The sequence below is a fragment of the Acinetobacter sp. RG5 genome, from assembly GCF_031844265.1.
GTDB lineage: Bacteria > Pseudomonadota > Gammaproteobacteria > Pseudomonadales > Moraxellaceae > Acinetobacter.
Genome location: NZ_JAUZUV010000014.1, coordinates 59,626 through 69,227 on the forward strand (window position 1 = coordinate 59,626; position 9,602 = coordinate 69,227).

Below are 9,602 nucleotides of genomic sequence, written 5' to 3' on the forward strand. Positions count from 1 at the left end.
TAGAAGGAATTATGGCAAAGAACAACCGATTAGCCAGATTAGTCAAAGCCACTGCACGATTACCGCAAGGCATTCGTACTGCTTTGTTAAGTAAAACTTTTGGCCGGGTCGTTCCTATGGTCGGCTCTGCCAAGCTTCGCTATGTAGAGCTAAGTCCAGCAAAAGTCGTGGTTAGAATCGCCAATCATAAAGCCATGCAGAACCATATTGGTCAGGTGCATGCCTGCGCCATGGCTTTACTGGCAGAAACCGCGACCGGCTTTGTGACGGCAATGAATGTGCCGGATACGGCGGTTGTACTGATCAAAAGCTTAAAGGTCGATTTTAAACGTCCGACGCGCGGTGCCATAACCGCTGTTGCCACGCTCACCCCTGAACAGCAAGCCTTGATGCAAAGTTCAGATAAAGGCGACACACTGGTTCAAGTTACCGTCACGGATGAATCCGGTGAAGCCCCGATTCAATGTGAAATGCTCTGGGCCTGGATTGCCAAGAGCCAGCTCAAAAAATCATAATTTCTTCTTCTAGACAAAAAAATCCCAGATATTAAATCTGGGATTTTTTATTTAAGTCTTCATTGTGCTGATTGCGATTCTAAAAGCTTCAGTTTGGCGTCTTCTGGGATCAGACGTTTGTTACCTTTGACATCCACCGCAACGAAAGTAAACACGCCTTCAGTCACCCGAATTGGTGGGCGTGAATCATCATGACTGTCCCAAACCTCGATTTCCATCTGGATAGAAGTTTTACCAACTTTTAAAATCTGGGTATAACAGCTAATAACATCACCGACTTTCACCGGCACCAGAAAAGTCATCTGGTTAATCGAAATCGTAGCACAACGTCCCTTTGAAAATCGTTCTGCATGAATCGCGCCTGCCAAGTCCATTTGTGAAACGATCCAGCCACCAAAGACATCACCACTCCAGTTGGTATCTGCAGGCATTGCGATCGTCTGTAGGGAAAGAATTCCCTCTGGTCTTACTTGAGAATCTGACACTTTCACTCCAGGCATTTGAATTAGGGTTGGGTATTTAACTGCTGATCAAGCCATTTTTGCAGCTCGCTTGACCGTAATGCACCGCTTATTCTAGCAATTTCGTTGCTTTTATTCATCAACACCAGCGTCGGAATACTGCGAACATTAAATGCAGAACTTAAGCGCGGATTCGCTTCGGTATCAATTTTTGCAAAAACTACATTTGGATATTGCTTCGCGACAGTCGCAAAATGCGGTGCCATCATTTTACAGGGACCACACCATTCTGCCCAGAGATCAATCAGGATTGGCAAGTCACTATGCGTGACAAACTGACTGAAATTCTGCTCATTCAGCTCAATCGGTGCCAGCGGAATGAGGGCTTGATGACATTGACCACAAGCAGGGTTGGCAGTGAGTTTATCTTCAGGGACACGGTTTTTGGCCAGACATTCCGGACATACAATAATCATCTAGCGCACTCCAATATGTTGATGTAAGAATTCTAATTGGGTCGAAACTGCTTTTTCAAACCATTCCCCATGATAAATATCAAAATGCCGGATATTCCACTCATGATATTGCACAAATGGCGCAATATTGGTCGCAGTTTCCCGACTGGATTCAATGGGAATCAGACTATCCAGTTTTGCCGCAATAAACAGGACTGGAATGGTGATCTTCCTCACCTCCTGAATCGGTCGATAACGCATCAGCTGAAAGAATGCCCGTGCAGGAATGTGACCGCTCCAGTAATAATCCGGATTAACAATCGACAGATAACCTTCGTAACTGTCCTGCGTCGGCATAAAACTGAGTTCATGCTGATCAACCACAGGTAAGGTCTTCGGTGCCATACCAACCTTGGCCCCCATATAGTCCTGACTGGAGACTTTAAGCGCCTTGGGGAGTTGTTGTAAAGGATATAGTTGGGCACTCTCGGCCCCATCGACAAAAGGCACCTGTACCATCGCCGCCTGAATATTTTTCAGTTCTGCAGCTAAGGTCAATACGTGCCCACCACTTAAGGCCGTTCCCCAGAGCACGATCCGTTTACTGTCAATCGATTTGCGTTCCTGAATATGCCTAATCATGGTTCGCCAATCATCGAGTTGGGCATTAATCGACACCAGCTCACGCGGGCGTCCGGTGCTGCCGCCCCAATAGCGATAGTCAAATAAAACCACCGCATAGCCGGCACTGGCAAAACGCTGGGCATATTGCACCAGTTTAAATTGACGTAAGGCAGCCAGACCATGAGCCATCAGGATTACGGCCGGTTTTTCTATATTTTTAGGCCGATAAAAATCTGCAGCAATCACATCCTGACCGCTTTTGACATACAGTGGTTCAACTGTATAAGCCTGCATACGCGCTCCATTGCGTTATCTTATGGTTATCATCATTTATAAAAATTTCAGAACAGGTTCAGCATGTTTTCAGCTTAATGCTATCATAAAGCATATCGATATAGATGAAATGATGGAGTGGCGTCATGAGCGAAAATGTAGGTTTTGCTGGTCAAATTGGTCCGGAACACGTAACTCAAGTGGTTGAGAAAGGTTTTAAATCGATTATCAACAACCGTCCGGACATGGAAGGTGGTTCCGAGCAGCCAACCAGTGCACAAATCGAGGAAGCTGCACGCAATGCCGGTCTGGATTATGTATTCCAGCCAGTAGTAGCCGGTCAGATTACTGAGCTTGATGTTCGCACTTTTGCCAATCATTATAATGAATTACCAAAACCGATCTTGATGTTCTGTCGTACCGGAAACCGCTCGAATAACTTATATCAACTGGCGAAACAGATGGATCTGCTGGATGACTAAGTCGTTTTGGAAAGGTGTGGTATTGGCAACCTGTTTTAGCTGTATTACACCTGTTTTTGCTGCAAATGATCTTAGCCGTGCGCTGAACTCTACGGTGAGTGTCACGGGGCAAATGACACCAAGCAAGTTCCAGCAATTGATTCAGCAAGGTTTTAAATCTGTAATTGTAAACCGCCCTGATCAGGAGACTGGTAATAATGTCACGGTGAGTCAACTACGCTCCATTGCGGAGAAATCTCAAGTGAGTGTGATTTATCAGCCTGTAGTGAGTGGCCAGCTTTCTCAGGCCAATATTGAAGAATTTGCTCGATATTATAATGAGCTGCCAAAGCCGATTTTGATGGTCTGCCGTAGTGGTACACGTTCAGCAGCTCTGTTCAATCAGGCAAAATCTCAAGGATTGATTCATGAATAAAATCTTGGTCATGTTATGTCTGAGCTTGGCCTTTGTTGGCTGCAGTTCAATGAATTTAAAGCCGACTGTGGGTGTGAGGGTGGGGACTACTATTTAGTCCTTAAATTTTAGCTCCCATAAAAAAACAGCGCCGAAGCGCTGTTTTTTTTCAATTATGGACATTTTGTTGTATTTACACCATACGGACTTTTCAGGTTCGGTCCATAGCTTCCATTACTACTATAATCTGAATTCAAAGAAGCTAAACCAAGATTATAAGTTGTTCTTGTCGGTAATGTTGCAATGGAAGTTTGAGCACCAACTGTCACACTTAACCATTGTGCATATTCTTTAGGATAACGCACAACAAAATCAAATTTACCTTCACTATCTGTTTTATAGGTCGCGGTTGTACCTTGACCTAAGAATGTTGGTACTTTTACGGGAATATTGGTCACTTCTGAATTGGTAATAGCTGCTCCAATTGAATTACTCGGACAATCTCTCGCAGTATTTCTAAGAATAATAGCATCATCATCATCACTTTCATCTACTGTACCTTTATTATCCATCACAATACCATCTTTAAGATAAGCTGTTGATGAATAGTAATTTTCATCTGGTCCTACCCAAGTCTCTGATAGATTATCAGCTACTTTGGCTGACTTTGCCCAGATATATTGACCTTTAAAGTACCAAGTTGGAGTAATATCTAAAGTAACTACCTGATTAACTAAAGGCTTACCATCAAAATCAACCACGCTTGCAGACATATTACGCAAGTAATAAACACCATCAGCGGTTGTTGCTACGCCTGTCGGATTAGATGCAAGTACAATAGAAGCACGTGTATTCGTATTATTTCGCTCAATCACATTAATACGATGAATCTGTGACTGCTCTTCATATCCATCTTCTTTAAATTTAGCTTCTACTCTTAGACCGAGTGTCACAAACTGAGCTGCAGTCAATGTTTCACTGCGTGATTTTTCGTCAAATTGTACTTTAAATTTAGCCTGACCATTTTGATCAGTTGTTAAACCTGATGGTCCAATAATTATAGCACCGGTTTCAATATGATTAGTTATACTTAAAGTCACATACTGATTGGCCACACCCCCACCATTTTGATCAACAACAGTAATTGTAAATTCAGCCTCATCTCCACGCACATCTAAATTAGATTTGTTTGCAGAAATTTTCAAAGAATAGCGAGCAGGAATATCAGCAGTAATAATAGGTTGTGGTGGCTGATAGACATTAATACGTGAAATTTGAGTCGTCATTTTTCCTTTGTTATTTACATGCGTTGCCGTTAACTCTATACCACTTTCAATAAGTAATTCTGCATCGACAGATTGTCCATCAATTGCAACAGAATAGTAGGCATTACCGCGACTGTCTGTAATCACCGTCTGAGGATCTGTGGTATTTGTTGGGAAACCTGTGCCCGGTGTACCGACAACCAATGTCGCTGCGGCATTGGTAGACAATTTAACTTCTTGATTTACTAAAGGTAAGCCAGCTTCATCTTTCAAATGAACAATTACGATTGATCTATCACCAGCTGCACTTAAATTAGTTTTATAGACATTAATATCTAATACATTCGTATTCACAGGCTCAATAACTGAGTTAAATTTTAAGACACTTGTAACACGCTCCCCTTTAGGATTACTAATTGTTCCACTGATGAAGAAACCATTCGCTGCCAAATCTGCTTTTACACTATCCGGAATAGTTTCAGGAATAGTTAGATCAACTGTCACAAAACCATTTTCTACAGTCAGGACACGTTCAGAGCCGAGTTTAATACCCGCTTGAACTGCTTTAGGACCTAACTGTAAATCGACAGGATAACCAGATTTTAAAGCACCAATTTCGTCTTTAATTCCCACTTTAATCTGGTAAGTATTTCCTGCTTCTAAATTCTTAAGGTCAGATGTTAAACGTAGTGTCACCGCATCAGTAGGCACTGCTACTGGAACATTGGTCACCTGTTGAATGCGGTCACCCGTATTTAAATTGGTTCCCACAATACCGACTGTAATACCATTTTTGATCAGGCTTTCATCATATATACCTTCCGTGATTTTTACCTTAAACTCTGCCTCACCTTTGCTATTGGTTGTCAGCGTTGTATCAGACAGTGAAATTCGACTATTGGTATAAATATTAGATAAAGCTAAGTTGATTGGTGTATATGGAATTTGATCGCCATTTTCATCCAATGCAGCCACTTTCATCGTCACTTCACCACCCAATACTGAAATTGGTGTAGCTGGTGAGATAAATATAGATGTGATATTTGGATATACAATTGCTGGTTTGGTGATATCCACTTTTTTGGTGATGGTGTAAGTCGAACCATCTTTACGCTTCGCAAGTATTGCAATGGTAATACCGTTAGCAACCAAATTCTCAAGCTCTGCTTCATTAGTAGGATTCACCACAAAGGTAAATGATGTACCACCATTTTGAGTGACTTTAGCACTGCCACCCGAAATTGACACCCCATTATTTAATGCAGCTGTATTAAGACCAAAACTCACAACTTGATCATTCAGCGGTTGTTCATCAGTTCCAAATGCTTGAACATCAATATTAATACTTTGCGCAGCATTCACATTCAACATTAATGGACTTGGTGTATTCACATTGACTGTGAAATAGTCCAAATCAACCACATCATTTGCAGTTGCTGCTTTAAAGTTTAAAGTTAGGTTATCACTAAAATTTTGAGTTACATTACCATCTGTATCAGTATTACTTGCAGTCGCTACTAATGGAATACCTGCCCGTAATAAATTCAACTGTTCAGTTAATTTATTCACGTCCGTTTGCGGTGTGTAGCTAAATGAGAATGTTGCGATACCAGATTCGTCGGTTTCAACAATCGCATTAGACGTTAAATTTAAACTGAGTGCTTGTTTCTGTGCAGGAGTTAAATTTTGACTTAATGCCAATTTAACTTTTTTACCTTTTAATGGACCACCATCTACATCGAATACTGCAACTGAAACTGGAATACTTTGTTTTTTAGTTAAATCAAAATTAGGCTTATCTAATGGTTCAAAAGCAATATAGCTAATAGATGCATTGCTCTGAGTATTCTTTTCAACTTCAATTTTAATACTATTGGAAATATTATTATCAGTCGTAAATGTCGCAGCAATGCCAGAGCTCACCAAAGTATCAATGGCTGTTGAACTTGGATTGTTGGTTTTAATTTTAAACACAACAAAACCATCAGCATTTACAGCCTGAGTTTGGTTTTTATTAAAGGTTGCGCCATTATCATTACTACCAGACAATTCAACCGCATTTGATAATGCTTCACTGTTCAGTTTAATGGTGACATTGCCTTTATTCGCGCCAACACCACGGTTACTGATGGCTTTAACACGAATGATGACTTCATCATTTGTGGCATTAATTTTATATGAAGACGCAATTTCCAAACGTTGAATAGCATCCAGATCACTTGCCTGGTTATTGGCAGTGACGACTTCAATTTCATCAAAGAATTCTTTTTCAGTTTCGCCTTTGTAGGTCGCTTTTAATTTAATGTTGTTTTGAGATAACGCAATTGGGTGTTCTGCTGTAGTCACCACTTCAAAAAGTGCATAACCCTGACTATTGGTCATCGCAGTTTTATTCACAATACTTACATTATATAAAGCACTGTTATCCGCAAAATCTAAAGTGACTTCGCGGTTAGTCAGCAATGTTCCTTTAGAGTTTTTCGCTGCAACTTTAACAAGCGCGGTTTGCCCCGGAACAATTGGTGTTTCCGGTAAAACAAAGGACAGAACATCGACAACATCTAGACCATTTTTAAAGGTAACACTGCGTGTGCCTGTTTTTACAGCCTTATTTTCATCTACCAGTTTAAAATTCAATTCAGCAGTCGTGTTTGCCAAATTAATTACATCGGTATCGGTTAATTCAGCAGTAGCTTTAATCGTAAATTCTGCTACGCCTTGAGCATTCGTTTGAATAGTCGATGCTTCTGTTACAGCAAATTTACCTTGCATTTCCGTAGGCAAAATTAATGAAACAGATTGATTTGCTTTCGCACCGCCTTTCTTATCTGTAACCGTCACAGGAATTTTTACTTCACCGTCTGGTAAGCTCATGATAATGTCATTTGGCAGGGACAAATTGTAATCACTCTTGATCACACTTTGCTTAAATACTGTCACAGTACTTGGTGTAGAAATTTTTGTGCCATCTACAGTTGCGGTAAGATTAAATTTACCTGAAGCAATGCTAATTTCTGGAATCTTAACTTCAAAGATAGCAATACCATCATCACCCGTTGTAACTCGTGATGACTTAGCAGTAACGTTTAAACCATCGGTATCATTAATTGATAATCGTACGTCTTTATTAGCAATACCGCCTTTATCAGCATTTAAAACTTGTACAGCCACCAAAATAACAGAGTTATCCTGTACTTTTGAAATTACTGCACCGCTTGCATCCTGCAATTTAATATTTAGACTTTCAGCGACTGTTGAGTTATCTGTTACAGAACCATTTTCATTACCATTATTTGAACCTCCAGTATTACTATTCGAAGAACCTTGATCATAATAACCGTCACTCCCCCCCCCTCCACACGCAACCAAAGAAATTGATGTTGCTAAAACTGTTGTACTAACCCCTAGTTTTTTTAAATTTATAAACAAACTCATGATTTTTCCTACTGGATATAATAGTTAAGCTGCCATAAAGTTAGTCTTCTGGCTTTTACACAAAATTTACTCAAATTAGCAAAAATAAGCAATCTAGTTACATAATTTACACCAGAAACATTGTAAACCATAAATATAAATAATTATGTTTTGAGACTTGGTAATCATTCTATGTACGACCTCATCATCATCGGCGCAGGCACTGCAGGAATAAGTGCCTATAACGAAGCCATTAAATACACCCAGAATATGTTAATTATCAATGATGGCCCATGGGATACGACCTGTGCCCGTGTAGGTTGTATGCCAAGTAAATTGCTAATCTCTTCAGCAAATCGCATGCATGATATTCAAACTGCTGAAGAACTTGCTTTAAAACATAATTCTGTCATTGATCCTTCAGAGGTTATGCAACGCGTGCATGTCCTTAGAGAACGTTTTATTCGTGCAACCTTGAAAGGTGTCGATCAATGGGACAGCTCACATAAAATTTCCGGAAAAGCCAAATTTGTTGATCTCCAAACGATCGAAGTGAATGGACAATCCTATCGGGCCAAAAGTTTTATTGTCGCTGTAGGTTCACGCCCCAATATTGATGAAAATCTAAAGCAAAAATTAAAAGACAAATACATCACTTCAAATGAAATATTTGAGTTTTCCCAATTACCTAAGTCATTAGCGGTGATCGGCAGTGGCATTATTGCAATTGAATTAGCTCAAGCTATGCAACGACTAGGTGTAAAAACCACGATGTTTGCGCGTAGTCAAAAAGTAGGTGCATTAAGCAGTCCAGTTTTACAAAAACTGGCGCAAGAGCAATTCAACAAAGAGCTCAATATCAAATTTAAAATCTTGCCAGATAAAGTTGAAATACAAGCAGATAAAATAAAGATTAATTTTACAGAAAATGATCAGACTAAGAGTATTGAAGTTGAATATGTCTTAGGTGCCACAGGTCGGCAAAGCAATATAGATCGTTTAGGTCTAGATCAACTGAATTCAACATTCAAGGACATCAAAAACCTTCCTATCGATAAAAAAACAAAACAACTTGCAAACCTACCTATATTTATAGTCGGTGATGCCGCCCCTGATGCTCCCATTCAACATGAAGCCGCTCATACAGGTAAACAGGTAGTTCATAACTGTGTGAATTATCCGAATGTAAAACCTATTACTGCTTTAACACCATTAGCTATTGTATTTTGTCATCCTGAAATGGCGATTATCGGAAAAAGTTTCAAGCAACTAGAAGATCAACAAATCGAATTTATTCGGGGATTTGTCTCTTATGAAAATCAAGGACGTGCACTAGTTCTGGCAGAAAACTCAGGCGGAATAGAAGTTTATATTGATAAAAAATCAGGTAAATTACTTGGTGCAGAACTCTTCTGTTCACAAGCAGAACATCTGGCCCATTTACTGGCCTGGATGATTGATGCCGACCAGGATATTCACCAGATCCTAAAGAAACCTTTTTATCATCCTACGCTGGAAGAAGGCCTTAGAACTGCCTTTAAACATGCTCGACGTCAGTTTGATGCATTGCAAGAACAAAGTTGAGTAATCCGCCCCTTACTCGATAAGGTTAATTATCGCTCTAGCTTCATATTGAACACTGTATAAAGTTAACGTTATATGAATGCTAAATAGTCAAGACAATTATCTCGCCCATAAAAAAACACCCCCTTCGTTAGA

The 9,602-nt window shown here is 40.0% G+C and carries 8 protein-coding genes; 4 read left to right on the forward strand and 4 right to left on the reverse strand.

The genetic code is table 11. The features are described from left to right. The first annotated feature begins 11 nt into the window (after nucleotides 1-11). The gene (locus Q9R21_RS11670; protein ID WP_311204540.1) at nucleotides 12-515 is read left to right on the forward strand and encodes a DUF4442 domain-containing protein; all 504 of its coding nucleotides are present in this window, start codon (nucleotides 12-14) and stop codon (nucleotides 513-515) included. Between the two features lie 59 nt (nucleotides 516-574). On the opposite strand, the gene Q9R21_RS11675 is transcribed toward Q9R21_RS11670, so the two are convergent. The 3 genes from Q9R21_RS11675 to Q9R21_RS11685 are packed head-to-tail and all read right to left on the reverse strand — an operon-like array spanning nucleotide 575 to nucleotide 2,349. Next, nucleotides 575-1,015 carry an acyl-CoA thioesterase gene (locus Q9R21_RS11675; RefSeq protein ID WP_404976599.1) on the reverse strand — a complete coding sequence of 147 codons (441 nt, stop codon included), beginning with the start codon at nucleotides 1,013-1,015 and terminating at the stop codon, nucleotides 575-577. A gap of 5 nt (nucleotides 1,016-1,020) precedes the next feature. Beyond that, nucleotides 1,021-1,452, reverse strand: coding sequence for a thioredoxin TrxC (trxC, locus tag Q9R21_RS11680; RefSeq protein WP_085064696.1), 432 nt, complete (start codon nucleotides 1,450-1,452; stop codon nucleotides 1,021-1,023). After that, nucleotides 1,453-2,349 (reverse strand): alpha/beta fold hydrolase, encoded by an 897-nt coding sequence (locus Q9R21_RS11685; protein ID WP_311204542.1) that lies wholly within the window; start codon nucleotides 2,347-2,349, stop codon nucleotides 1,453-1,455. It abuts the gene before it with no gap. A gap of 125 nt (nucleotides 2,350-2,474) precedes the next feature. On the opposite strand from Q9R21_RS11685, the gene Q9R21_RS11690 reads away from it, so the two are divergent. Further along, nucleotides 2,475-2,810, forward strand: coding sequence for a TIGR01244 family sulfur transferase (locus Q9R21_RS11690; RefSeq protein ID WP_004281596.1), 336 nt, complete (start codon nucleotides 2,475-2,477; stop codon nucleotides 2,808-2,810). Continuing rightward, nucleotides 2,803-3,225, forward strand: a complete 423-nt coding sequence (locus Q9R21_RS11695; RefSeq protein WP_311204543.1) for a beta-lactamase hydrolase domain-containing protein — start codon at nucleotides 2,803-2,805, stop codon at nucleotides 3,223-3,225. Before Q9R21_RS11690 ends, Q9R21_RS11695 begins: the two co-directional genes overlap by 8 nt. Nucleotides 3,226-3,377: 152 nt before the next feature. Here Q9R21_RS11695 and Q9R21_RS11700 read toward each other — a convergent pair whose 3' ends face one another. Continuing rightward, entirely contained in the window at nucleotides 3,378-7,904 is a 4,527-nt protein-coding gene (locus Q9R21_RS11700) for a hypothetical protein (RefSeq protein ID WP_311204544.1), read from the reverse strand. 171 nt (nucleotides 7,905-8,075) lie between these two features. Here Q9R21_RS11700 and Q9R21_RS11705 point away from each other — a divergent pair, with 171 nt between their 5' ends. After that, on the forward strand, nucleotides 8,076-9,467 hold the full coding sequence (locus Q9R21_RS11705; protein WP_311204545.1) for a dihydrolipoyl dehydrogenase: 1,392 nt from the start codon (nucleotides 8,076-8,078) through the stop codon (nucleotides 9,465-9,467). Nucleotides 9,468-9,602 lie beyond the last annotated feature (135 nt).